The sequence below is a fragment of the Amycolatopsis sp. NPDC049868 genome (assembly GCF_044461365.1).
GTDB lineage: Bacteria > Actinomycetota > Actinomycetes > Mycobacteriales > Pseudonocardiaceae > Amycolatopsis.
Genome location: NZ_JBITKV010000021.1, coordinates 53,085 through 75,159, shown reverse-complemented (window position 1 = coordinate 75,159; position 22,075 = coordinate 53,085). Strand labels below are relative to the sequence as shown.

General features: G+C 67.6%; 22 protein-coding genes. 13 read left to right on the top strand and 9 right to left on the bottom strand.

Annotated elements, in window-relative coordinates; translation table 11 throughout:
* The first annotated feature begins 169 nt into the window (after nucleotides 1-169).
* Nucleotides 170-976: a ThuA domain-containing protein gene (locus ACIBTM_RS44040; protein ID WP_395883080.1), complete on the top strand. Its 807-nt coding sequence runs from the start codon at nucleotides 170-172 to the stop codon at nucleotides 974-976.
* Nucleotides 977-1,110: 134 nt separating this feature from the next.
* Here ACIBTM_RS44040 and ACIBTM_RS44035 read toward each other — a convergent pair whose 3' ends face one another.
* Nucleotides 1,111-1,818, bottom strand: a complete 708-nt coding sequence (locus tag ACIBTM_RS44035) for an RraA family protein (RefSeq protein WP_395883079.1) — start codon at nucleotides 1,816-1,818, stop codon at nucleotides 1,111-1,113.
* A gap of 124 nt (nucleotides 1,819-1,942) precedes the next feature.
* Here ACIBTM_RS44035 and ACIBTM_RS44030 point away from each other — a divergent pair, with 124 nt between their 5' ends.
* Genes ACIBTM_RS44030 through ACIBTM_RS44010 form a run of 5 tightly spaced genes read left to right on the top strand, consistent with a single transcriptional unit; the run spans nucleotide 1,943 to nucleotide 6,512 of the window.
* Nucleotides 1,943-3,136, top strand: coding sequence for a lipid-transfer protein (locus ACIBTM_RS44030; RefSeq protein ID WP_199755096.1), 1,194 nt, complete (start codon nucleotides 1,943-1,945; stop codon nucleotides 3,134-3,136).
* 17 nt (nucleotides 3,137-3,153) lie between these two features.
* Nucleotides 3,154-3,585: an SRPBCC family protein gene (locus ACIBTM_RS44025; protein ID WP_395883078.1), complete on the top strand. Its 432-nt coding sequence runs from the start codon at nucleotides 3,154-3,156 to the stop codon at nucleotides 3,583-3,585.
* Complete coding sequence (locus ACIBTM_RS44020) at nucleotides 3,582-4,424, top strand: MaoC/PaaZ C-terminal domain-containing protein (protein ID WP_395883077.1); 843 nt, start codon at nucleotides 3,582-3,584, stop codon at nucleotides 4,422-4,424. The genes ACIBTM_RS44025 and ACIBTM_RS44020 overlap by 4 nt, the downstream gene beginning before the upstream one ends.
* A 10-nt stretch (nucleotides 4,425-4,434) precedes the next feature.
* Nucleotides 4,435-5,304: an SDR family oxidoreductase gene (locus ACIBTM_RS44015; protein WP_395883076.1), complete on the top strand. Its 870-nt coding sequence runs from the start codon at nucleotides 4,435-4,437 to the stop codon at nucleotides 5,302-5,304.
* The gene (locus ACIBTM_RS44010; protein WP_395883075.1) at nucleotides 5,301-6,512 is read left to right on the top strand and encodes an acyl-CoA dehydrogenase family protein; all 1,212 of its coding nucleotides are present in this window, start codon (nucleotides 5,301-5,303) and stop codon (nucleotides 6,510-6,512) included. Before ACIBTM_RS44015 ends, ACIBTM_RS44010 begins: the two co-directional genes overlap by 4 nt.
* Nucleotides 6,513-6,714: 202 nt before the next feature.
* Here ACIBTM_RS44010 and ACIBTM_RS44005 read toward each other — a convergent pair whose 3' ends face one another.
* Nucleotides 6,715-9,201: a DNA topoisomerase (ATP-hydrolyzing) subunit A gene (locus ACIBTM_RS44005; RefSeq protein WP_395883074.1), complete on the bottom strand. Its 2,487-nt coding sequence runs from the start codon at nucleotides 9,199-9,201 to the stop codon at nucleotides 6,715-6,717.
* A gap of 29 nt (nucleotides 9,202-9,230) precedes the next feature.
* Nucleotides 9,231-11,282 carry a type IIA DNA topoisomerase subunit B gene (locus ACIBTM_RS44000; protein WP_395883073.1) on the bottom strand — a complete coding sequence of 684 codons (2,052 nt, stop codon included), beginning with the start codon at nucleotides 11,280-11,282 and terminating at the stop codon, nucleotides 9,231-9,233.
* A gap of 231 nt (nucleotides 11,283-11,513) precedes the next feature.
* Between ACIBTM_RS44000 and ACIBTM_RS43995 the strand changes: the two genes are divergently transcribed.
* Entirely contained in the window at nucleotides 11,514-12,455 is a 942-nt protein-coding gene (locus tag ACIBTM_RS43995) for a hypothetical protein (RefSeq protein WP_395883072.1), read from the top strand.
* Here the strand turns inward: ACIBTM_RS43995 and ACIBTM_RS43990 are convergent.
* Entirely contained in the window at nucleotides 12,439-13,863 is a 1,425-nt protein-coding gene (locus ACIBTM_RS43990) for a glycoside hydrolase family 76 protein (RefSeq protein WP_395883071.1), read from the bottom strand. The two genes, ACIBTM_RS43995 and ACIBTM_RS43990, sit on opposite strands and share 17 nt — an antisense overlap.
* 135 nt (nucleotides 13,864-13,998) lie before the next feature.
* On the opposite strand from ACIBTM_RS43990, the gene ACIBTM_RS43985 reads away from it, so the two are divergent.
* On the top strand, nucleotides 13,999-15,072 hold the full coding sequence (locus tag ACIBTM_RS43985; protein WP_395883070.1) for an LLM class flavin-dependent oxidoreductase: 1,074 nt from the start codon (nucleotides 13,999-14,001) through the stop codon (nucleotides 15,070-15,072).
* Entirely contained in the window at nucleotides 15,069-15,656 is a 588-nt protein-coding gene (locus tag ACIBTM_RS43980) for an FMN reductase (RefSeq protein WP_395883069.1), read from the top strand. The genes ACIBTM_RS43985 and ACIBTM_RS43980 overlap by 4 nt, the downstream gene beginning before the upstream one ends.
* A 490-nt stretch (nucleotides 15,657-16,146) precedes the next feature.
* On the opposite strand, the gene ACIBTM_RS43975 is transcribed toward ACIBTM_RS43980, so the two are convergent.
* Entirely contained in the window at nucleotides 16,147-16,488 is a 342-nt protein-coding gene (locus tag ACIBTM_RS43975) for a YciI family protein (RefSeq protein ID WP_395883068.1), read from the bottom strand.
* Nucleotides 16,489-16,617: 129 nt separating this feature from the next.
* Between ACIBTM_RS43975 and ACIBTM_RS43970 the strand changes: the two genes are divergently transcribed.
* Genes ACIBTM_RS43970 through ACIBTM_RS43960 form a run of 3 tightly spaced genes read left to right on the top strand, consistent with a single transcriptional unit; the run spans nucleotide 16,618 to nucleotide 18,674 of the window.
* Nucleotides 16,618-17,031, top strand: a complete 414-nt coding sequence (locus ACIBTM_RS43970; protein WP_395883067.1) for a PGPGW domain-containing protein — start codon at nucleotides 16,618-16,620, stop codon at nucleotides 17,029-17,031.
* 20 nt (nucleotides 17,032-17,051) lie between these two features.
* Nucleotides 17,052-17,783 carry a TetR family transcriptional regulator gene (locus ACIBTM_RS43965; RefSeq protein ID WP_395883066.1) on the top strand — a complete coding sequence of 244 codons (732 nt, stop codon included), beginning with the start codon at nucleotides 17,052-17,054 and terminating at the stop codon, nucleotides 17,781-17,783.
* 33 nt (nucleotides 17,784-17,816) lie between these two features.
* Nucleotides 17,817-18,674 carry an aldo/keto reductase family oxidoreductase gene (locus tag ACIBTM_RS43960; RefSeq protein ID WP_395883065.1) on the top strand — a complete coding sequence of 286 codons (858 nt, stop codon included), beginning with the start codon at nucleotides 17,817-17,819 and terminating at the stop codon, nucleotides 18,672-18,674.
* Nucleotides 18,675-18,735: 61 nt separating this feature from the next.
* Here ACIBTM_RS43960 and ACIBTM_RS43955 read toward each other — a convergent pair whose 3' ends face one another.
* Nucleotides 18,736-19,560: an ABC transporter permease gene (locus tag ACIBTM_RS43955; protein WP_395883064.1), complete on the bottom strand. Its 825-nt coding sequence runs from the start codon at nucleotides 19,558-19,560 to the stop codon at nucleotides 18,736-18,738.
* Nucleotides 19,550-20,455 carry an ABC transporter ATP-binding protein gene (locus ACIBTM_RS43950; protein ID WP_395883063.1) on the bottom strand — a complete coding sequence of 302 codons (906 nt, stop codon included), beginning with the start codon at nucleotides 20,453-20,455 and terminating at the stop codon, nucleotides 19,550-19,552. The genes ACIBTM_RS43955 and ACIBTM_RS43950 overlap by 11 nt, the downstream gene beginning before the upstream one ends.
* A 156-nt stretch (nucleotides 20,456-20,611) precedes the next feature.
* Here ACIBTM_RS43950 and ACIBTM_RS43945 point away from each other — a divergent pair, with 156 nt between their 5' ends.
* The gene (locus ACIBTM_RS43945) at nucleotides 20,612-21,070 is read left to right on the top strand and encodes a hypothetical protein (protein ID WP_395883062.1); all 459 of its coding nucleotides are present in this window, start codon (nucleotides 20,612-20,614) and stop codon (nucleotides 21,068-21,070) included.
* Between the two features lie 12 nt (nucleotides 21,071-21,082).
* On the opposite strand, the gene ACIBTM_RS43940 is transcribed toward ACIBTM_RS43945, so the two are convergent.
* Both ACIBTM_RS43940 and ACIBTM_RS43935 read right to left on the bottom strand, forming a co-directional pair.
* Nucleotides 21,083-21,415, bottom strand: a complete 333-nt coding sequence (locus tag ACIBTM_RS43940) for a hypothetical protein (RefSeq protein ID WP_395883061.1) — start codon at nucleotides 21,413-21,415, stop codon at nucleotides 21,083-21,085.
* Nucleotides 21,369-21,965 carry a hypothetical protein gene (locus tag ACIBTM_RS43935; RefSeq protein WP_395883060.1) on the bottom strand — a complete coding sequence of 199 codons (597 nt, stop codon included), beginning with the start codon at nucleotides 21,963-21,965 and terminating at the stop codon, nucleotides 21,369-21,371. The genes ACIBTM_RS43940 and ACIBTM_RS43935 overlap by 47 nt, the downstream gene beginning before the upstream one ends.
* Nucleotides 21,966-22,075: the final 110 nt, after the last annotated feature.

Genomic DNA, 22,075 nt, shown 5'->3' with positions numbered 1-22,075 from the left:
GGGCCGGTGCCGGTCATCGGGAACCGTATTTTCTGTAGGTCTAGACCACGCGCGCTTTGTCGTGAGTTAATTCAAGACTTGAAATAGCGGTGGCCGATCAACCTCGGCGACGGAAGTCCGGGCTGTTCCCGTTCGGGTTCGGCCTTCGCTATCGGCACGGGTGGTGAGGATGAGGAAATTCGCGGTCCGGCTCGCTCTGCTGTTCGTTTCGTGTCTCGCGCTGGCGTCGGCGCCGGTGACGGCACAGGCGGCACCCGCGTTCAAGGTGCTCGCGTTCTACAACGGCACCTACGACGCGGCGCACATCAGCTTCGTCAAGGAAGCCAACCAGTGGTTCCCGAAAATCGCTTCACAGAACAACTTCAGCTACACCGCGACCAACGACTGGAACCGGTTGAACTCGCTCCAGCCCTCGCAGTACCAGGTCGTGCTCTTCCTGGACGACCTGCCGCAGACCTCTGCGCAGCGTTCGGGCTTCGAGCGCTACATGAACGCGGGCGGCGCGTTCTTCGGCTTCCATGTGGCCGCGTTCAACACCAATCCGTCCACTTGGGACTGGTATCACAACAGGTTCCTCGGCACGGGTGCGTTCAAGTCCAACACCTGGGGTCCGACGACGGCGACGCTCAAGGTGGAGAACCGGCCGCATCCCTCGACCACGCGGCTGCCCGCGACGTTCACCTCGTCGGTGAGCGAGTGGTACGCCTGGAACAGCGACCTGCGCAAGAACCCGGACATCCGGATCCTCGCGTCGGTGGACCCGGTGAGCTTCCCGCTCGGTACCGACCCGAACCAGTCCTGGTACAGCGGGTACTACCCGATCCTCTGGACCAACGCCAAGTACAAGATGCTCTACGCGAACTTCGGCCACAACAAGATGAACTACGAGACGAACCAGCCGCTTTCGTCGACCTTCGCCAGCGAGGTGCAGAACCGCTTCGTCATCGACGGGCTGCTGTGGCTCGGCGGAAGGTGAACCGTACGAGGACGCGCAGGGCTCTCCCGCGGGTGCCGTGAAGGCCTCCTTCACTACTCTGAGGGTAGTGAAGGAGGCCTTCACGGACGGCCTGCGCGGTGTGCCCAGAGCCAGGTGGTAGCAAAGGTCCCTTGCTACTCCTCGATGGCGCCCCCGACCGCCCGCAGGTGCTGCCGGAACGTCAGCGAAGGCGACTTCGCCCGCTCTGCGAGGAAGTCGGCGAAGCGCACCTGTTCGCGAAGAGACTCTCCGGCGCGGATCCGGTCGGCCTGGCGCCGCTCCGTGTCGCGGATGCCTTCGGCGCGGTCCAGGACCTCGTCCGCCCGGTCGGCCGGGACGAACAGGACGCCGTCCTCGTCGCCGAACACGAGGTCTTCCCGCGTCACCGTCCATTCCCCGACGGCGGCCGAATCGAGCGCGCCGTCCGGGCGGGCGGAGACCGAGAGCGGGCCGGTCGGGATCGAGCCGAGGCTGAACACCGGCAGCCCGATCTTCTTGATGTCGGCGGTGTCGCGGTGCAGCCCCCAGATCACCACGCCGCTCAGCCCGGCCGCCTGCGCTTCGAGGACCGCGAGGTCCCCGACGCAGCTCTCGTCGAGCCTGCCGCCGTTGTCGACGACAAGGATGTCGCCGGGATTCGCGATTTCGTACGCCTCCAGGAAGACGTCGACGCTGCCGACGTGCCGCGCGGGGGTGACCCGCCCGGCCACGCGGGCGCCGGGCACGACCGAGTGCGTGCCGGTGGGCGCGCACCGGACCTGAACGCCGGCGCGGACGCAGCCGTCGGTCAGATGTGCGGTGGTCAGCAGGGAGAACCGCTGCCGAAGCTCTTCAGGATCCATATCTCGACCTTAGCCACTCGTGCCCTAAGTAACATCCGTGCAGACCTGTATGTAAGGGGTTGATAAATACAAACCTGTCTGTATCTTCAGTGGCAGCAGCGACCCGGCAACGACAAGGAGCGTCGTGGTGGCCAACAAGGTGTACGTCGTCGGCGTGGGCATGACGAAGTTCGAGAAACCCGGACGCCGCGAGGGCTGGGACTACCCGCAGATGGCCAAGGAGTCCGGGACCAAGGCACTCGCCGACGCCGGGATCTCCTTCGACGAGGTGCGGCAGGCCTACGTCGGCTACGTCTACGGCGAGTCGACCTCAGGGCAGCGGGCGGTCTACGAACTCGGCATGACCGGGATCCCGGTCGTCAACGTCAACAACAACTGTTCGACCGGGTCGACCGCGCTGTACCTCGCCGCGGAAGCGATCCGGGGCGGCCGTGCGGACTGTGCGCTCGCGCTCGGCTTCGAGAAGATGCAGCCCGGATCCCTCGGCTCGACCTACGACGACCGCGAGCAGCCGATGGGCAGGCATATCCAGGCGCTCGCGGAGATCTCCGAGGTGCTCTTCCCGCCCGCGCCGTGGATGTTCGGTGCGGCCGGCCGCGAGCATATGAAGACCTACGGCACGACCGCCGAGCACTTCGCCAAGATCGGCGAGAAGAACCACCGGCACTCGGTGAACAACCCGTACGCGCAGTTCCAGGAAAGCTATTCACTGCAGGACATCCTCGACTCGCGGATGATCTACGACCCGCTCACGAAGCTCCAGTGTTCGCCGACCTCGGACGGCTCCGGTGCGGCGATCCTCGCCAGTGAGTCCTTTGTGGACTCGCATGGGCTGGCCGGGCAGGCCGTGGAGATCGTCGGGCAGGCGATGACCACCGACTTCGCCAGCACCTTCGACGGAACCGCGAAGAACATCATCGGCTACGACATGAACGTCCAGGCCGCGCGCCAGGTGTACGACCAGGCGGGGCTCGGCGCGGAGGACTTCCAGGTCATCGAGCTGCACGACTGCTTCTCCGCCAACGAACTCCTGCTCTACGAAGCGCTCGGACTCTGCGCCGAAGGGGAAGCCGGGAAGCTCGTCGACTCCGGTGACACCACCTATGGCGGGAAATGGGTCGTCAACCCGTCCGGCGGGCTGATCTCCAAGGGGCATCCGCTCGGCGCCACCGGCCTCGCGCAGTGCGCCGAACTGACCTGGCAACTGCGCGGCACCGCCGACAAACGCCAGGTCGACGGCGTCCAGGCCGCGCTCCAGCACAACATCGGACTCGGCGGCGCCGCCGTCGTCACCGCCTACCAGCGCGCCGAGCGCTGATCCCGAAAGGAAGAACCATGGGCAAGATCAGTGCCTCCGTCGAACTCCCCGCCGCTCCCGACAAGGTGTGGGCGGAGTTCTCCGACCCCAACAACTTCGAGAAGTGGCTGACCATCCACACCAAGTGGAAGGGCGAGGTCCCGGCCGAATTCTCCAAGGGCGCGCAGGCTTCCGAGGTCGTCACGATGCTCGGGATGCCGAACACGATTACCTGGACCGTCGACGAGTTCGAGGCGCCGTCGAAGCTCGCGATCTCCGGCACCAGGATGGCAGGGGTGAAGGTCAAGTTCGAGCTGTCCGTGGAAGCGTCCGGAGCCGGTTCGCTCGCCAGCATCGACGCGGAGTTCGCCGGCCAGATGATCGTCGGCGCCCTCGGCAAGGCCGTCGAGAAGGACGGCAAGAAGAACCTCGACGCCTCCCTCGAGAACTTCAAGGCGCTGGTCTCATGACCGAGCGGTTCGACCCCGGCGGGCTCGGCAAGTGGACCGACGAGTCCCGGTTCGAGGTCACCCGCGAGCGGCTGATCGAGTACGCGAAGGCCACCAACGACCCGATCCCCGCGCACCTCGCCGGTGACGTCGCGAGCCCCGTGTTCGCGATCGTGCCGGTGTTCGAGTCGCTGATGGAACCCGCGCTCGAGGTCGTCCCGGTCGGCCTGTTCGGCCGGATCGTCCACGGGGAGCAGGAGTTCCGGTTCCACCGGCCGATCCGTCCCGGCGACAAACTCGTGTCACGAGCGCGGATGACCGGTTATGAGGGCCTGCCGAACGGCACCCGCGGCACGATCCACCTCGAATGCCGGACCGAGGACGGCGACCTGGTCAACGAGCAGTACGTGACGCTGTTCGTGCGCGGGTTCGACACCGGGGAGACACGCGGCGAACTCGGGCCGGAGCACAAGTTCGACGAAGACCTGCGCTCGCAGGCGCCGGTGGCGAAAGTGAACCAGCACGTCGACGACGACCAGACGTACCGGTACGCGCCCGCCGCCGGCGACCCCATGCCGATCCATCTCGACGAAGAGGTCGCGAAGGATTCGGGGCTGCCGGGGATCATCGCGCACGGCCTGTGCACCATGGCGTTCACTTCGTGGGCGCTGCTGACCGAAGTCGCCGGGTCCGATGTGGACAGACTGAAGCGGTTCGCCGTCCGGTTCGCCAAGCCGGTGCTGCCCGGCCAGGACCTGACGACGCAGATCTGGCGCGCGGGCGCCGGGAGCTACGCGTTCGAAACCACCGTCGGCGAAACCGTCGTGATCAAAGACGGTCTCGCGGAATTCGCGGAGTAGGAGCAAAGCCATGGGAGCACTCGACGGGCGGGTCGCCGTCATCACCGGCGCCGGCCGCGGGATCGGCCGCGAGCACGCGCTGCTGTTCGCGCGGGAGGGCGCGAGTGTCGTGGTCAACGACCTCGGCGGGGCGAACGACGGCAGTGGCAGCGACGCCGGGCCGGCACAGGAGGTCGTCGACGAGATCCACGCGGCGGGCGGGAAGGCCGTGGCGAACACGGCCAACGTCGCCGATTGGGCGGGCGCCGCCGAACTGGTGACGCAGGCGGTGGACCAGTTCGGCAGGCTCGACGTCGTCGTGAACAACGCGGGCATCCTGCGCGACGCGTTCATCGCCGGTCTTGAGGAGTCCCAATGGGATTCCGTGATCGCCGTGCACTTGAAGGGGCACGCGGCGGTGCTGCGGCACGCGGCCGCGTACTGGAAGGCCGCGAGCAAGGCCGGTGAACCGGTTGCGGGCTCGGTGATCAACACCGCCTCGGCGTCGGGGACCACGCTGCCGAACGCGGGGCAGGCGAACTATGGCGCGGCGAAGGCGGGCATCGCCGCGCTGACGCTGGTCGCCGCCGAGGAGCTGGAACGCTACGGCGTGCGGGTCAACGCGATCGCGCCGATCGCGCGCACCCGGCTCACCCTGGCGACGCCGGGTATGGGCGCGATCTTCGCGCAGGAGGTCGAAGAAGGGGAGTTCGACGCGTTTTCCCCGGCGAACATCTCGCCGCTGGTGGCCTACCTCGCGACCGAGAAATGCCCGATCACCGGCAAGGTGTTCGCGGTGCAGGGCGGCGCGATCTCCGAACTCGCGGGCTGGCACGACGTCAAGGTGATCGAAACCGAGGCGGCGTGGGAGATCGGCGACATCGCCGCGAGGCTCCCGTGATCGAGTGGTCCGAGACCGAACTGCTGATCAGGGACGCGATCCGGGAGTTCGTCGACAAGGAGATCCGGCCGCACCTCGACGCGCTGGAAAGCGGGACGCTGCCGCCGTACGACATCATCCGGAAGATGTTCGCGTCCTTCGGCATCGACGCGCTCGCGCGGGAATCGGTGTCGAAACTGCTGTCGAAGGAGCGCGGCTCCGGTGATGGCGGCGGTTTGGCCTTCGGCGGGCAGGAGGCGATGGCGCTCATCGCGGTGAGCGAACTGGCCGGGGTCAGCCTCGGTATCGTCGCCTCGCTCGGCGTGAGCATCGGGCTGACCGCGCAGACGATCCTGACCAAGGGTACGCAGGCGCAGAAGGAGCGCTGGCTGCCCGGGCTGGCGACGTTCGAGAAGGTCGGGGCGTGGGCGATCACCGAACCCGACTCCGGCTCGGACGCTTTCGGCGGCATGAAGACGTCGGTGCGGCGCGACGGCGACGAGTACGTCCTCAACGGACAGAAGACCTTCATCACCAACGGTCCGTACGCCGACACGATCATCGTGTACGCGAAACTCGACGACGGCTCGGACGTGCGGGATCGCAAGGTGCTGACGTTCGTGCTGGACAAGGGGATGCCCGGGCTCACGCAGGGCAAGCCGTTCAAGAAGATGGGCATGATGTCGTCGCCGACCGGCGAGCTGTTCTTCAGCGACGTCCGGCTCGGGCGGGACAGGCTGCTCGGCGGATCCGAGACCGGCCGCGACGGCGACAGCAAGGCCGAGGTGAAGTCCGGGTTCGCCGTCGAGCGGATCGGGGTCGCGGCGCTGGCACTCGGGATCATCAACGAATGCCACCGGCTTTGCGTGGACTACGCGAAGAACCGGAAGCTGTGGGGCCAGGAGATCGGGCGGTTCCAGCTGATCCAGCTCAAGCTGGCGAAGATGGAGGTCGCGCGGATCAACGTGCGGAACATGGTCTTCCAGCTGATCGAGACCCTGCGCGCGGGCAAGATGCCGACGCTGGCCGAGGCTTCGGCGATGAAGCTGTACTCGTCGGAGGCGGCCACCGAGGTCGCGATGGAGGCCGTGCAGCTGTTCGGCGGTAACGGGTACATGGCGGAGTACCGGGTGGAGCAGCTGGCGCGGGACGCGAAGTCGCTGATGATCTACGCGGGGAGCAACGAGATCCAGGTGACGCATATCGCGAAGGGCCTGCTGGGCCGCTGAGGGAGCAAGGGACCTTTGCTACCACTCGGGATCCGGCTGCCCGGCGGACGACACTCGTGACCGACCGGACGACACGTGTGATCAGACGGACGGCACACGTGACTGAAGGCGTAACTCGCGTGATGGGGGCCGGAACTCGCGTGATTGGAGGCGTAACTCACGAGGTACGCGAGTTACGGCTCCAATCACGCGTGGGGCGGGGTCAGTCGCGTTCGATCAGGTGGCCGACGACCTCCGGGCCGGGGTGCGCGTGGCCGGAGCCGTCGCGCCGGACGTCGATCTCCGGCAGTTCCACCGGGTCGCCGTTGCGGGCGGCGCCGGCCGGACGCGGGCCGATCCAGCCGACGATCAGCCGCGTTTCGCCCTTGAGGAACCGCTGCGCCCGGACACCGCCGGTCGCGCGGCCCTTGGCCGGGTACTCGCTGAACGGGGTCACCTTCACACTCGCGCCGGTCGCGGTGACGACCATCGGTTCGCCGTGTTCGGCGTCGTCGGTGCGGATCGCGCCGAAGAAGACCACTTCAGCATCGCCGCGTACGACGACGCCCGCCATGCCACCGCCCTTGAGACCCTGCGGCCGCACCAGCGAAGCGGCGTAGCGCAGCAATGACGCTTCGGACGTCAGGAACGCCAGCGTCTCGTTGCCGTCGGTGAGCCAGGTGGCGCCGACGACCTCATCGCCGTCCTTCAGGCTGATCACGTCGAACTCGTCGGAGCGGACCGGCCATTCCGGCGCGCACACCTTCACGACGCCTTGTTTCGTGCCGAGCGCGAGGCCCGGGGAGCCGGCGGCCTGTTCGCCGAGCGGGGCCAGGCCGATGACGCGCTCGCCCTTCTCCAGCGGTACGAGTTCCTTCGCGGCCATTCCACCGCGAAGCGACACGGTGCCCGCTTGCTCGGGCAGCACCGGCAGCGGCAGCACGTCGGTCTTGAACGCGCGGCCGCGGTTGGTCACCAGCAGCACCTGGCCGCGTGCGGTCGAATGGACGACCGCCGACACCGAGTCGTGTTTGACGCGGCCGTTGCGGCGCCGCACTTCCGACGCTTCCTCCGATTCCGCCGCCGTCCGCGCGACCAGCCCGGTGGCCGACAGGATCACCTGGCATGGGTCGTCGGCGACCTCCAGCGGACCCGACGGCTTCGACGCGGCGAGGACCTCCTTGAGATCGCCGTCGATCAGCGCGGTACGGCGCTCGGTCGGGTGGTCCTTGGCGATCTTGGCAAGCTCGGCCGAAACGACCTTCTTCAGCACCGACTCGTCGTCGAGGATCTTCGACAGCTCGGCGATCTCCTCGCGCAGCTTGTCCTGCTCGGCTTCGAGCTCGATCCGGTCGTACTTCGTGAGCCGCCGCAGCGGGGTGTCCAGGATGTAGGTCGCCTGGATCTCCGAGAGCTTGAACCGCTTCATCAGGCCGTCTTTCGCGGCCGCGGCGTTCTCGCTCTCGCGGATCAGCTTGATCACCTTGTCGATGTTGAGCAGGGCGATCAGCAGACCGTCGACCAGGTGCAGGCGCTCTTCGCGTTTGCGGCGCCGGTACCGCGTGCGGCGGGTGACGACCTCGTAGCGGTGGCTGAGGAAGACTTCCAGCAGCGCCTTGAGTCCCAGCGTCTGCGGCTGCCCGTCCACCAGCACCAGGTTGTTGATGCCGAACGACTGCTCCAGCGGCGTCAGCCGGTACAGATCCGCCAGCAGCGCCTGCGGGTTCACGCCGACCTTGCATTCGATGACCAGCCGCGTGCCGTTCTCGCGGTCGGTGAGGTCCTTGACGTCGGCGATACCGGTGAGGCGCTTGGACTTGTTGACCTCGTCGGTGATCTTCTCGATCACCTTCTCCGGGCCGACGCCGTACGGCAGCTCGGTGACGGTGATCGCCTGCCTGCCGCGGCTGCCCTCCAGCGGACCGGTCTCGGCGCTGGCGCGCATCCGCACGACGCCGCGGCCGGTCTCGTACGCGCGGCGCACCTCGTCCAGCCCCAGCAGCGAACCACCGGTCGGCAGGTCGGGACCCGGGACGTACTCCATCAACTTGTCGAGGGTGGCGTTCGGGTGGTTGATCAGCCACCGCGCCGCGCCGATGACCTCGGACAGGTTGTGCGGGATCATATTGGTCGCCATCCCGACCGCGATCCCGGAAGTGCCGTTGACCAGCAGGTTCGGGAAGGCGGCGGGCAGCACCGACGGCTCTTCGAGCGAACCGTCGTAGTTCGGCCGGAAGTCGACGGTGTCCTCGCCGAGCTCGCCGACCAGCAGCATCGCCTCCGGGGACAGCCGCGCCTCGGTGTACCGCGAGGCGGCCGGACCGTCGTCGGGGGAGCCGAAGTTGCCGTGCCCGTCGATCAGCGGGACGTTGAGCGAGAAGTCCTGCGCGAGCCGGACCATGGCGTCGTAGATCGCCGTTTCGCCGTGCGGGTGGTACTTACCCATCACGTCGCCGGTGACCCGCGCCGACTTCACGTACGCGTGTGTCGGCCGGTAGCCGTTCTCGTTCATCGAGTACATGATCCGGCGGTGCACCGGCTTCAGCCCGTCCCGCGCGTCCGGGAGCGCCCGCGAGTGAATGACCGAGTAGGCGTACTCCAGGTACGAATCCTCGATCTCCGTCTTCAGCGAGTTGTCGAAGACGTTCGCGCCGGGCTGGTCGAACGCTGACGGGTCGACCCTGGTGGTGGTGCCCTTACGGCGTGCCATTGCTCAAAGCTCCTTGAATAGCAACGAAATCAGGCGTCGATGGCTTCGCGGTCGACCCGGTCGGAGGATTCGACCAGCCAGTTGCGGCGCGGTTCGACCTTTTCGCCCATCAACAGTTCGAGCGCGGTCTCCGCGGCTTCGACGTCGTCGAGGGTGATGCGGCGGACCGAGCGGGTGGCCGGGTTCATCGTGGTGTCCCACAGTTCGTCGGCGTCCATCTCGCCGAGACCCTTGAACCGCGGCACCGGCGTGACGATCTGCTTGCCCGACCGTTCCAGCTCCGCGTACTTGGTCTCCATCTCCTTCTGGGTGAAGGTGAAGTGGGTTTCCGGGTTGCGGCCCTTGGTGACCAGTTTGTGCAGCGGCGGCATCGCGGCGTACAGCCTGCCGTCCTCGATGACCGGCCGCATGTACTTGGCGAACAGCGTGATCAGCAGCGTCCGGATATGCGAACCGTCGACATCCGCGTCGGCCATCAGGATCACCCGGCCGTAGCGCATGGTCGACAGATCGAAGGTCCGTCCGCTGCCCGCGCCGAGCACCTGGACGATGGAGGCGATCTCGGCGTTCTTCAAGGTGTCGCCGAGCGACGCCTTCTGGACGTTGAGGATCTTGCCGCGCAAGGGAAGCAGCGCCTGGTACTCCGAGACGCGCGCCATCCGCGCCGAACCGAGCGCGCTGTCACCCTCGACGAGGAACAGTTCACTGCGGGAGACGCCGGTGGTGCGGCAGTCGACCAGCTTCGGCGGCATGGCCGCGCCTTCGAGCGCGGTCTTGCGCCGGGCGGCGTCCTTCTGCTGCTTCTGGGTGAGCCGGACGCGTGCCGCGTCGACCACCTTCTGCAGCACGATCTTCGCCTCGGACTTGGTCTTGCGCTCCTCGGTCCAGGACCGGATGTGCTTGTCGACGATGCCCTGGATGACGCGGGTGATACCGGCGGTGGACAGCTCGTCCTTGGTCTGCGAGGTGAACTGCGGCTCCGGCAGCCGGACGTGGACGACCGCCGTCATACCTTCGAGCACGTCCTCGACGGTCGGCATGTCCTCCTTGGGCTTGAGCAGCCCGCGGGTTTTGGAAATGGCGTCCTGCAAGGCTTTCAGCACCGCGCGGTCGAACCCGCGGCGATGGGTGCCGCCGTGCACGTTGCGGATGGTGTTGGTGAAGCACTCCACCGTGCGCTCGTAGCCCGTGCCCCACCGCAACGCGACCTCGACCTCGGCGTGACGCTCCACATTGGACTGCATCACGCCGCTGGCGTCGGCGGCGTTCTCCTTGTACGTGCCCTCGCCGTTGATGATCAGCGTGCCGCAGACGGCCTTCTCGTCGGACGGGGCGAGGAAGTCGACCATGTCGGCGAGGCCGTTGGGGAAATGGAAGGTTTCTTCGCTGATCGAGTCGTCGACGGCGGTGCGCAGTACGTACGTGACGCCGGGGACCAGGAAGGCGGTGTTGCGCATCTTCGCGCGGACACCCTCGACGTCGAGCGCGGCGCCGCTCTCGAAGTAGCGCGAGTCGTACCAGTACCGGATCGACGTGCCGGAGCGCTCGCCGCGCTTCATCTTGCCGGTGATGTTCAGCCCGGACTTGCGGGTGAACTTGGCCTTCGGGCCGGGCCCGTCGAACACGCCGGGGACGCCGTGCGCGAACGACATCTGGTGGACCTTGCCGCTCTGCTTCACCGTGACGTCGAAGCGGTGCGACAGCGCGTTCACCGCCGAGGCGCCGACACCGTGCAGGCCACCGGAGGTCTTGTAGCCGGAGCCGCCGAACTTGCCGCCCGCGTGCAGCCTGGTCAGCACCAGCTCGACACCGGACAAACCGGATTTGGCGTGCGTGCCCGTGGGGATGCCGCGGCCGTCGTCGTCGACCTGGACGCTGCCGTCGGCGTGCAGGGTGACCACGATCTTCGTGGCGTGACCCGCCACACCCTCGTCGGTCGAGTTGTCCACGACCTCGGAGAACAGGTGGTTGATACCGCGGCTGTCGGTGGAGCCGATGTACATACCGGGGCGCTTGCGGACCGCTTCCAGACCCTCGAGATGCGTCAGGTCGTCGGCCCCGTACAGGGTCTCAGCAGTCACTGGGTACTTCTCCTGGAGTCGTGGCTCGCGAACTAGCTCGTGGAGGTGGTGTTCAACGCGACACCGTACTGGAGGATATCCGCCCCCTCCGACAGCTTCGTTCTCCCGAGCCCCCCGGTGTGGCGCATCACCCTGTCCCGATGGCCGGGTCACGGCTGGGGAAAGCGGCTTCCTCAGTGCTCGGATGAGGCGTTATCGTTTCCGGTGTCACAGGGTGACGGGGGGAACAAGGTGGCCGTCGGAACCGGTCCCACACGCGTCTCGACCGCACAACGCGTCGTGAGTCTCTGGTATTTCGTGGTGGTCGTCGGGTCGTTCGGCATGCTCGCGCTGCTACCGGTCGCGCACGCCGCGATCCGGCTGCGGCGAGGCATCCTCTGGCTGTTCGTGCTGGGCTACGGCGGCATCGCCGTCGCGATGACGTTCCTGCTGGAGCGGGCGGCGTCGGAGGGCGAGTCGGAAGCGATGCTCTCGTTCGCCTGGCTCTTCGGCACCATTCTGTTCGTCACCGTGACCTGCGTCCACCTCGCGCTGTTGCGGAAGAAGATCCTCTATCCGCCGCCGACGGCGTGGGTCGAGTCCGGCATGCACTGCGGGTTGTTCTCGATCGACATCTCCGGTTTCGGCCAGGTCGGACGCAGCAGCGAGATCTTCGTCCAGGTCCGGCGGATGCTCTTCGGCCTGCTCGCCACCGCCTTCGAGGCCAGCGGGATCGCCTGGGACGCCTGCCTGAAGCGGGACACCGGCGACGGCATGATCGTCGTGGTCCCGCCGCATTTCCCGAAGTTCCGCCTGGTGTACCCGCTGCTCTCCCGGCTGACCGCGGAACTGGCCCGGTACAACGTCGTCACCGAGCCCGGCCTGCGGATCCGCGTGCGGGTGGCGATCCACGCCGGCGAGATCGCGCTCGACGAGTACGGCGTGACGGGACGGCCGAAGGTGCTGCTCGCCCGGCTGCTGGACTCGCGCGTGCTGCGGGACGCGCTCGCCGAAGCGCCGGACGAGTCGCCGGTGGTGGTGCTCGTGTCGGACCGGTTCCACGAGGACGTCCAGGACCAGGGCGGCCCCGGTCTCGACACGATGAGCTACCGGCAGGTGCTCGTGCACGAGAAGGAGACCGAGGTCCGAGCCTGGTTGCACGTCCCGGAGCCGGTTCTCAGAGAGTCGCCGTGAGGACCTCCAGCGCGCTGTGCTGACGGGCGGCGTCGATCTTGTCGACCGGTCCCGCCCAGCGCAGGCCGTGCTGATCGAGCGACGTGCGGTTGGACGCGATCGTCGAGTTCGCTTGGCGCGTCAGGTAAGCGCGGTACGGCCTGCCCGTCAGTGCCCGGTCCAGCTCGCCGAGCCCCCTGGCGTACGCACCCTTGAACGACGGTCCGTCGGCGCCGCAATCACCGGACTCGCACGGGTCGCGCAGGATCCCGTTCGAGTGCAGGAGCGACGTCGTGGTGGAGGCGTCCGCGAGCCGCCGGGCCGTGGTGAGCAGGGCGGCGTCGCCGGTCGCGCGCTGGAGTTCGACCAGCGCGCCGAGGACGATTCCCTGGTTGTAACTCCAGACGGCCTGGCCGTTGTTGGCGCAGGCGGAGTTCAGGCCGTCGTTGACCAGCGCGCTCCCGTTGATCATGCCGCTCGCGCGGAACCAGTCCCAGACCTCGCGTGCCCGCCCGAGCTGGCGCGTGTCGCCGGGGAGCCGGTTGTGCAGTGAAGCGGCCACCTTGACGTACAGCTCGTTGGTGACGGCGTTCTTGTACGTCTTCGCGGTCGACCACCAGAGCCCGCCGCCGCAGGTCCCGTCGCGGTAGGAGTACATGTAGTCCGCCGCGATGACGGCGGTGTCGAGGTAGCGGCGGTCCTTCGTGAGGTCGTAGGCGCGGATCCAGGCGAGCGCCCACCAGCCCGTGTCGTCGATGTATTCGTTCGTGAAGTTGTCGCCGCGGTTGCGGTCGAAGGTGTTGCCGATGGCGTAGCGGTAGTTCTGCGAGCCGGTTCGCGTGCTGTAGTCGAGGATCGCGGTGAGCGCGTTCGCCGAGTTCCACCAGCCCGTGGTCTGCCAGAGGCCGGTGCCGTTGTCGTAGAACTGCATGAGCGCGGTGGCCGCGGCTTCGGTGCGGTCCTTGGCGGCGACGGTGGTGCGGAACCACTGCGTGCAGGCGATTTCCGGGCGGTTGCCCGCCTTTCCGCAGGCGCGCAGGGCGCCGAAGCGGTGGGTGGCGGGGTCGTCGACGTTGAACATCAGGGTGCGCCAGCCGCGTTGGCCGCCGGGGATCTTCGTGTCGCCGATCCGGCTGTCGCCCGCCCACGTGCGGCCGCCGTCGAAGGAGCGGTCGAGCCAGACTTCGTCGCCGGGGTCGCCGTTCGTGATGCTGCCCCAGCCCATGTCGTCGCCATCGGAGAGGTGCAGCGTGATGGCGCGCCCCCAGACGGACGCCGTGCCGGGTCTTCTTTCGCCGACGGCCAAGGCGGGGTCGCGGCCGTCGCAGTACTTGGCGCAGATCGTCGCCGCGACGGCGGGTTCGGGAGTGGTGGTGGCCGGCGTGAGAGTGAATGTCAACGTTGTCACAAGCAGGGAAGTGAGCCACATGGATTCGAGTGTGGGGGCGGTCACTTTCCGGGCCGATCAAGTCACCCTTTCGGCTTGCGCCGATGGTCTGGAATACTTCTTGCGCGCGTGAGGTTGAACGCTCAAGCAAAGTAACCCCGGCCCAGGGAGCAGGTCATGCAGTTCGGAATCTTCACGGTGGGCGATGTGACGACCGACCCGACCACCGGGGAGGCGCCCAGCGAGTACGAGCGGATCAAGGCGATGGTGCGGATCGCGCTCAAGGCCGAAGAAGTCGGCCTCGACGTCTTCGCGACCGGCGAGCACCACAACCCGCCCTTCGTGCCTTCTTCGCCGACGACGATGCTCGGCTACATCGCCGCGCAGACGTCGAAGATCATCCTTTCCACCTCGACCACGCTGATCACCACGAACGACCCGGTGAAGATCGCCGAGGACTTCGCGATGCTGCAGCATCTCGCCGACGGCCGCGTCGACCTGATGATGGGGCGCGGCAACACCGGCCCGGTGTACCCGTGGTTCGGGCAGGACATCCGGCAGGGGATCCCGCTCGCCATCGAGAACTACCACCTGCTGCACCGGTTGTGGCGCGAGGACGTGGTCAGCTGGTCCGGCAAGTTCCGGACGCCGCTGCAGGAGTTCACCTCGACCCCGCGACCGCTCGACGGTGTCCCGCCGTTCGTCTGGCACGGTTCGATCCGCAGCCCGGAGATCGCGGAACAGGCCGCCTACTACGGCGACGGGTTCTTCGCGAACCACATCTTCTGGCCGAAGGAGCACTTCCAGGCGCTGATCAACCTGTACCGCGAGCGGTACGAGCACTACGGGCACGGCAAGGCGGACCAGGCCATCGTCGGACTGGGCGGCCAGGTGTTCCTGCGGCCCAAGTCGCAGGACGCGGTGCGGGAGTTCCGGCCGTACTTCGACAACGCGCCGGTGTACGGGCACGGACCGTCGCTGGAGGAGTTCACCGAGCAGACGCCGCTGACCGTCGGCAGCCCGCAAGAGGTGATCGACAAGACGCTGACCTTCCGCGAGCACTTCGGCGACTACCAGCGTCAGCTGTTCCTGATGGACCATGCGGGACTGCCGTTGAAGACCGTGCTGGAACAGCTCGACCTGCTGGGCGAGCACGTGATCCCGGTGCTGCGCAAGGAACTCGACTCGCTTCGCCCGGCGCACGTGCCCGAGGCTCCCACGCACGCTTCTCTTTCGGAGGTCTTGGCATGACGACGATCGCGGTGGTGACCGCGGGTTTGAGCCAGCCGTCCTCGACGCGGCTGCTCGCCGACAAACTCGCGGCGGCGGTTTCCGTCGCGCTGCCGGACGTGAAGATCGAGGTGATCGAGCTCCGCGATCTGGCCGTCGACGTCACGAAGAACATGCTGACCGGGTTTCCTTCCCCGGCGCTGCGGGCGGCCATCGACACGGTGACCACCGCGGACGGCCTGATCGCCGTGACGCCGGTGTTCACCGCGTCGTACAGCGGGCTGTTCAAGTCGTTCTTCGACGTGCTGGACCAGAAAGTGCTCGACGGGAAGCCGGTGCTGATCGGGGCCACCGGCGGGACCGAACGGCACTCGCTGGTGCTCGACTTCGCGCTGCGTCCGCTCTTCGCCTACCTTCGCGCCGAGCCTGTCGCGACGGCGGTGTACGCGGCTTCGTCGGACTGGGCGTCTCCGGGCGATCTCGACAAGCGGGCGTCGCGGGCCGGGCGGGAGCTCGCCTCCCGGCTGTCTTCGGAGGAGGGGACGGCGGCGGCGCCGGAGAGCGGGTTCGTGCCGTTCGAGGAGCTGCTGCGCGCGGGGGAGTGAGCAAGGGACCTTTGCTACCACTCCGCAGGTCGGGGCCCTGTTCGCAGGCACTGATGTGGAGCGTTAGGACGGACCGGCCGGCGGTCGTCGAAGGGGCGCTCGGATCTCGGAGCTTGATCAACATGGGAGGCTCCCCGCGGCATGGCCGGATGTGGAGGATTTGGGACGTTGAGTGTCCCGAATCCTCCACGCTCGAATCACTCGACCAGTACAAGGGTTGGCGTGTCCTGGTGGTGACGATGTGGGAATCGGGACGTTGAGTGTCCCGATTCCCACATCGTCGATGGGTGCTCGGGTCTCGGAGCTTGATCAACGGAGGATTGGGGACACTGAACGTCCCCAATCCTCCCCACTCGTCGACATCGGCTCCACCACGACAGCGGGACGGGGCCAAGCCCAGCAGGCAGGCGAATACCGACCCCCATCGAAAACCGCACATATACACACCGACAGAGACGTCCCCGATGCCACGTCGGGGGCATCCTGTCGTTCAGGGGGTCGGCCAGATCGGCCGGATCTCGATGGTCGCGAACTTCGCGACCGGATGCTTCGACCCGATCTCGATCGCCTCGTCGAGATCGGCGCACTCGATCAGGTCGTAGCCGAGGATCTGTTCCTTCGTCTCCGCGAACGGCCCGTCCGAGACGAGCAGTTCGCCGTCGCGGTGGCGCACGGTGGTCGCGGTGGCCGCCGACCGGAGCCTGCTGCCGGACAACCGCACTCCGCGTGCGGTCATCTCGTCGACCCATTCCTGTGTCCGCTCGTCCAGCGGGTCGTCGCAGTCGTCCGCGCCGGGGAACGGCGTTCCGCAGATCAGCAACATGTAGCGCATCGGTCCTCCTTGGGCTGAACAGTTCATCACCCCGACGAACGGTCTCCTCCGAAACAGACCATCAGGACCAGCGCTTTCCCGTCTCGACCGGCACAATCGAGGGGAACGGACGACGGCGAGGAGACGACGGTGGGTATCGGAAAACCCGTGAAGCAGGTCCTGATCCTGATCGCGGGCATCATCCTGCTGGCGGTCGGTATCGCCCTTCTCGTGCTGCCCGGGCCCGGGCTGCTGCTGGTGCTGGCGGGGCTGCTCGTGCTGGCCTCGGAGTTCCCCGCGGTGGAGAAGTACGTCGATCCGATCCGCGACAGGGCGATGAAGGCGGCCGAGGACAGTGTCTCGTCTCCGCTGCGCATCGCGGGTTCGGTGCTGGCGGGGCTCGGGCTGCTGGCCGCGGGGGTCGTCTGGGGCCTCGTGCCCGGCCTGCCGCTCGGCGGCTGGAGCACGGGGTCGAGCCTGATCATTTCCGGGCTCATCCTGTTCGCGTTGCTGATCTGGAGCTACAAGCGGGTGCAAGCGCGGAGGGCCGCGAACGCCGAATAACAGCCGGGTGGTCTGGTACCGTGCGCCGCGTGGCCCCCGACTTCCAGCGCGCACGGCGGCCGGAACAGGTCGAGGCCAGGCGCGCGGCGATCCTCGGTGTGGCGCGCGAACTCCTGGCGGAGCGGCCCGTCTCCCGGATCAGCCTGCGGGAACTGAGCGATCGGGTAGGCCTGGCGAAGTCGAACGTGCTGCGGTACTTCGACAGCCGGGAGGCGATCTTCCTGGAAGTCCTCGACTCGGTCTGGGTCTCGTGGCTCGACGAACTCGAAGGCGAGCTAAGCGCCCTCGACGGCCCCGGCTACGAGCGAGTCGCGACGGTCATCGCGACGTCGATCTCGCGGCAGCGCCTGCTGTGCGAGCTGATCAGCACGATGGCCGCCGTACTGGAACGCAACATCTCCGTGGAGACCGCGCGGACGTTCAAGACGCGGGCCGGTGAACGGACCGAACGGCTCGCCGAAATCGTCCGCGCCCAAGTGGTGCTGGACGCCGAAACCGCCGGGTATTTCGCGAAGGCCGTCTTCATCCTCGTCGCGGGACTGTGGCCCTACGCGAACCCAGGCGAGGCCGTGGCGACGGTCCTGGCCGAACGCGGAGCGCCCGCCGGCCACGCGATGTTCGTCCACGGATTGACCGAAGGGCTGGCGAACCAGCTGGTCGGCCTGGCTGTTCGCGCAGGTCAGCGCCCCGAGTGGGAGCAAAGGTCCCTTGCTCCCTTCCCGCCTGCGCCGGGCCGGGGAGAACCTGCATAAGGTGAGTGGAACCCACTCGCACAAGGAGCGACCATGAGCCCAGGCGGCACCCTCACCCTCGGCGATCTCACCGTGAGCCGGATGGGCTACGGCGCCATGCGGCTGTCCGGCCCCGGCATCTGGGGGCCGCCGAGCGACCGCGACGCCGCGATCGCCGTCCTCCGCGAGGCGGTCGAGCTGGGCGTCACCCATATCGACACGAGCGACTTCTACGGTCCGCACACGACCAACGAGCTGATCCGCGAGGCGCTGCATCCGTACCCGGACGAGCTGCACATCGTCACGAAGGTCGGCGCGAAGCGGTCTCCGGACAAGGGCTGGCCGTCGGCGCTCTCGCGGGAGGAGCTGACCTCCGCGGTCCACGACAACCTGCGCAACCTCGGCCTCGACGTCCTCGACGTGGTCAACCTGCGGCTCGCGGGGGAGCACGGCGTCTTCCCGATCCCGGTCTCGATCACGGAGCCGTTCGAGGTGCTCGCCGAGCTTCAGCAGCAGGGCCTGATCCGGCACCTCGGCCTGAGCCATGTCTCGGCGGAGCAGGTCAAGGAAGCGCGTGCCATCGCGCCGGTCGTCTGCGTGCAGAACGAGTACAACGTCGCGAACCGCGCCAACGACGGGCTTCTCGACGCCCTCGCGGCCATCAATATCCCGTTCGTGCCGTACTTCCCGCTCGGCGGGTTCACGCCGCTGCAATCCGGCGTACTCGACGACTGCGCCCGGCGGGTCGGCGCGACGCCGATGCAGGTCGCGCTCGCGTGGCTGCTCCAGCGGTCGCCGAACATCCTGCTGATCCCGGGCACGTCGTCGCCGGCGCACCTGCGTGAGAACGTCGCCGCCGCGAAGCTCGAATTGCCCGCGGACGTCTTGGCGGACCTCGACGCCCTCGCCTGACCTCCCGCGTGAAGGCCCCCTTCCCTCTGCTCAGCCGAGGGAAGGGGGCCTTCACGCGCTTTCAGAGGACATCCCGGCGCCGCAGCAGCCAGCCGCCGAGACCGGCGAAGACCACCAGGTAGCCGGCCACCACCAGCGTCGCCTGCGAGGCGCTGACGAGTTCCCCGACCCCCGGCGTCGCGCCCGAAGCGCCGAGCGACGCCGCCAGCGAACCGGCGTTGGCTCCCGGCAGCGCCAGCTGGAGCGTCCCGACCCAGTCCACCAGCGGGGCCGCGACCCCGAACAGCAGGTTCTGCACCACCAGCAGCCACACCAGGCCGAGCCCGATCGGCAGCGCGACCCCGCGCATCGCGATGGCGAGCGCCGCGCCGAGCGCCGCCCAGGTCATCGCGATCAGCCACCCCGCGCCGATCCCCGTCAGCAGCGAGCCGAACGACGGCCAGTTCATCGGCTCGCCTTCCGACGAGGCGATGAGCGCGCTCGTGACCGCGCCGGTGGCGAAGCTCGTCACCACGACGGTCAGCGACGCGACGGCCAGCGCGAACAACTTTCCACTGTAGACGGTCAGCCGCGAAGGTCCTTGCGTCAGCACGGTCTTCCATGTGCTCCAGCCGTATTCGGTGCCGACTGCCAGCACCCCGAGCACGAGCAGGATCGCCCCGAGGAACACCGGCAGCCCGCCGATCGCGTTGCCGACCAGGTTGGACGGCAAGGTCGCGGCCAGCCCGCGATCCGTACCGGGGGCCCCGCTCGATGAACCCGCCGCGCCCGCGAGCGGCAGCAGGTAGGTGAACGTCAGGCCGAGTGCGACGGCGATCCCCAGCATGAACCAGTTCGCCGGGCGCCGGACGAGTTTCGCCAGCTCGGCGGTGCAGCTACCCCACATGATCCGCCACCTCTCCGGTGAGCTCGAAGAAGACCTGTTCCAGATCCCGTTCGCGGACGTGCAGTTCACGCACCGCGATCCCTTCCGTGACGAGTTCGCGGTTCAGCCACGAGGCGCGTTCCGGGTCGACGGTCAGATCGAGCCCGGTCCCGCTCTCGCGCACGTTCTCCGCGCCGATCCAGCGCCGCACCAGGCCGGCGGCGCGCGCGATCTCGTCGGATTCGATGTGCAGCACCGTGCCGCCGCGGAGTTCGGCCACCGTGTTCTCCGCGACCAGCCGCCCGTGCGAGACGACGCCGACGCGGTCGCAGATCTGCTGGACCTCGCCGAGCAGATGGCTCGACAGCAGCACGGTGCAGCCCTCCGCGCCGAGCCTCCGGATCAGCACGCGCATATCGGCCATCCCGGCCGGGTCGAGCCCGTTCGTCGGCTCGTCGAGGATCAGCAGCCGCGGGTCCTTCAGCAGCGCCGCCGCGACACCGAGCCGCTGCTTCATGCCGAGGGAATAGGTGGAGTAGCGGTCCTTGCCACGGTCGGCGAGGTCGACCATCGCGAGCACCTCGCCGACGCGGAGCGGATCCGTTCCGCTGTAGCGGGCCAGTATCTTGAGATTGTCCGAGCCGGACAGGTACGGGTAGAACCCCGGCGATTCGATCAGCGCGCCGACCCCGTCGAGGTCACCGCGGTCGCCGGGCGGCCTGCCGAACAACCGGACGCTGCCGGAAGTCGGCCGGACGAGGCCCAGCAGCATCCGCAACGTCGTCGTCTTGCCCGCGCCGTTCGGGCCGAGGAAACCGTAGATCTCGCCGGGCAGCACGGTCAGTTTCATCCGGTCGACGGCGAGCTGCTCGCCGTACCGTTTCGTGAGTTCGTCTGTGTCCACGGGAAGGTTCATGGTGACGAATGGTGTCCCGGGAGAGGCCTTCACCACATCCGTTCACGAGCGGCACTACGCGTACGTCGTCGGACGTAGCCGGATGGCCGGAATCCTGCGATATCCGTCGAAAACACCGGTACCGGACACCGCGGTGACGATCATAGGCTCGGTGGCGTGTCGAAAATCCTCTTGATCCTCCACGTACTCGCCGCCGTCATCGCGGTCGGCCCGGTCACCGTCGCGGCGAGCATGTTCCCCGCCGCGGCACGGAAGGCCTTCGCCGAACCGGGCTCCGGCCTGTCCGTGCCGCGCGCGCTCAACCGGATCTGCCACGTCTACGCGATCTTCGGTATCGCGGTGCCGTTCTTCGGGCTGGCGACGGCGGGGAGCATGCGAGTTTTCGGTGACGCGTGGGTGATCGTGTCGATCGTGCTCACCGCCGCGGCCGCCGGTGTGCTGGCGTTGCTGGTGCTACCGGGGCAGAACGCGATCCTCGCCGCGCTGGCCGCGGAGCCGCCGTCGGCGCCGGTCACCGCCGGCCGGGTGGCGATGTACACCGGGATGTTCAATCTGCTGTGGGCCGTGGTGACGGTGCTGATGATCGTGCGGCCCGGATCGACCACCGGTGCCTGAAAGCCTCGTGAGTCACGCGCTCAGCAACTGGTCGAAGAACGACCGGTAGCGGCGAAAGGCGATCCGGAGGTCCTCGGTGGCCGGTTCGCCTTGGCTCCAGGCGGATTCCAGTTCCTTCTTGTGGTCCGCGAAGGTCGTGGCCAGGTTCTGGATCACCATCGCGACGAGCTCGTCGGCCTCCTCGACCGCCCGCCGCGGATCGTCCACAAAGGCCGTCTGGATACCTTGCCAGCTGTCGCGGAACCTTGCGGCGTCGACGTTTCCGAACAACGTCCGCGCCTCGGCTTCGGTTCCGCCGTCAGTGGTCCGATCCTCGTCGAGCCGTTCCGTTCCCTCGGTTTCCATGGCTTTCCGCTCCTTCGCCGGCATCGGTCAACAGATCTTCGAACACTTCGCGGTAGTGCTTCATCGCTTCCCGCATGTCCTCTGTGGACATTTCGGATTCCCGGTGGCGCACCAGCGTGTCGTGCCCGGCGCGGTAGTGCCGTAACGCGTTCGCGTGCCGGACGGACAGATCGGCGAGCTGCTGGTCGTACCCTTCGGTCGGGTAGCCGCGTTCGGCCATCAACGAGACCAGTACCCGGTCCGCCTCGACGACGGCGCCGGACGGGCGGTCGACGAACTGTTCCTGGATCAGCGCCCATTCCTGCGCGTACCGGTCCTTTGTGGTCTCCGGCAACGGCCGGATGTCGAGATCCGAATGTCGTTTCACTCGCGACGAAAGCTCACGTTCGGCTTCTCGCGGACTTTCGTGTTCCTTGACGGCCTGGTCGTATTCGGGCCCGAACGTCTCTCGCAATCGCCGCCTGCGCCGGCCTTCGATGACGAACCAAGCGGCCGCTCCCGCCGCCAGGATCGCGGCGATGACGATGATGATGACCAACCATGTGGGCATCGTTATCTCCTCCGGATATTCGCCGGTCAACCCCCGACAGGCGGCGAGTTCCCCGCCTTTTCGGCCGGAAACCCTTGTGCCGCAAGAAGTTTTGGATCTTAGGCTGGATG

Bases quoted from the DNA above. Each gene is read 5' to 3' on its own strand.
- ACIBTM_RS44040 (WP_395883080.1), top strand. From the start codon at position 170: ATGAGGAAATTCGCGGTCCGGCTCGCTCTGCTGTTCGTTTCGTGTCTC.
- ACIBTM_RS44025 (WP_395883078.1), top strand. From the start codon at position 3,154: ATGGGCAAGATCAGTGCCTCCGTCGAACTCCCCGCCGCTCCCGACAAG.
- ACIBTM_RS43980 (WP_395883069.1), top strand. From the start codon at position 15,069: ATGACGACGATCGCGGTGGTGACCGCGGGTTTGAGCCAGCCGTCCTCG.
- ACIBTM_RS44035 (WP_395883079.1), bottom strand. From the start codon at position 1,818: ATGGATCCTGAAGAGCTTCGGCAGCGGTTCTCCCTGCTGACCACCGCA.
- ACIBTM_RS43955 (WP_395883064.1), bottom strand. From the start codon at position 19,560: ATGTGGGGTAGCTGCACCGCCGAGCTGGCGAAACTCGTCCGGCGCCCG.
- ACIBTM_RS43940 (WP_395883061.1), bottom strand. From the start codon at position 21,415: ATGGAAACCGAGGGAACGGAACGGCTCGACGAGGATCGGACCACTGAC.
- ACIBTM_RS44015 (WP_395883076.1), top strand. From the start codon at position 4,435: ATGGGAGCACTCGACGGGCGGGTCGCCGTCATCACCGGCGCCGGCCGC.
- ACIBTM_RS43960 (WP_395883065.1), top strand. From the start codon at position 17,817: ATGAGCCCAGGCGGCACCCTCACCCTCGGCGATCTCACCGTGAGCCGG.
- ACIBTM_RS44005 (WP_395883074.1), bottom strand. From the start codon at position 9,201: ATGGCACGCCGTAAGGGCACCACCACCAGGGTCGACCCGTCAGCGTTC.
- ACIBTM_RS44020 (WP_395883077.1), top strand. From the start codon at position 3,582: ATGACCGAGCGGTTCGACCCCGGCGGGCTCGGCAAGTGGACCGACGAG.
- ACIBTM_RS43935 (WP_395883060.1), bottom strand. From the start codon at position 21,965: ATGCCCACATGGTTGGTCATCATCATCGTCATCGCCGCGATCCTGGCG.
- ACIBTM_RS43950 (WP_395883063.1), bottom strand. From the start codon at position 20,455: ATGAACCTTCCCGTGGACACAGACGAACTCACGAAACGGTACGGCGAG.
- ACIBTM_RS43985 (WP_395883070.1), top strand. From the start codon at position 13,999: ATGCAGTTCGGAATCTTCACGGTGGGCGATGTGACGACCGACCCGACC.
- ACIBTM_RS43975 (WP_395883068.1), bottom strand. From the start codon at position 16,488: ATGCGCTACATGTTGCTGATCTGCGGAACGCCGTTCCCCGGCGCGGAC.
- ACIBTM_RS43990 (WP_395883071.1), bottom strand. From the start codon at position 13,863: ATGTGGCTCACTTCCCTGCTTGTGACAACGTTGACATTCACTCTCACG.